The sequence below is a fragment of the Streptomyces triticirhizae genome (assembly GCF_003696235.1).
GTDB lineage: Bacteria > Actinomycetota > Actinomycetes > Streptomycetales > Streptomycetaceae > Streptomyces > Streptomyces triticirhizae.
Genome location: NZ_RFFJ01000420.1, coordinates 1 through 739, shown reverse-complemented (window position 1 = coordinate 739; position 739 = coordinate 1). Strand labels below are relative to the sequence as shown.

1 protein-coding gene is annotated in these 739 nt (G+C 80.4%); it reads left to right on the top strand.

The window, feature by feature from the left end; all coding sequences use genetic code 11:
- A partial coding sequence (locus EBN88_RS30085) for a CoA transferase (protein ID WP_199742547.1) occupies positions 1 to 739 on the top strand: 739 nt, incomplete at both ends.

Here is a 739-nt window from a genome sequence, read left to right as displayed (position 1 = left end):
CGGCGCGCGGCAACGCGCCCCTGCCGCCCGCCGGCGGGCCGCTGCCGCTGGCCGGGCTGCGGGTGGTCGAGGCGACCAACCGGGTCCAGGGGCCCCTCGCCGGCCATGTGCTGCGGCTGCTCGGCGCCGAGGTGCTGCGGATCGAGCCGCCGGGCGGCGACCCGATGCGCGGCCTGCCGCCGTTCTCGGGCCACTGCTCCGCGCGCTTCGCCGCGCTCAACGCCGGCAAGACCGCCGTCGAGGCCGACCTCGGCACCGAGGCCGGCCGCCGCACCGCCGCCGAACTCGCCGCCGGCTCGGACGTGTTCCTCCACAACTGGCCGCCCGGCCGGGCCGAACGCCTCGGCCTCGACGCGGCCGACCTGTGGCGCGCGCGGCCCGAGCTGGTCTACGCGGCGGCCTCCGGCTTCGGCGACGCCTTCGGCCACGCCACCCCACCCATCGGCACGGACTACCTCGCCCAGGCGCACGCCGGTCTGGCCGCCGCGCTGCGGCCGGCCGGCGAGCCGCCGACACCCTCGCTGATGACGCTCACCGACGTGCTGGGCGGCGTGTTGAGCGCCCACGGGGTCGTGGCCGCGCTGCTGCGCCGGGCGACCTCGGGGCGCGGCGCCCGCGTCGACTCCTCGCTGCTGTCGGCGGCGGCCCTCGTCCCGCGCCCCGCCGCCCGCGCCGTCTGGACCCCGCTGGACCGGCCGCTGCGCACCGCCGACGGCTGGCTGGCGCTGCCGGCCGAGAC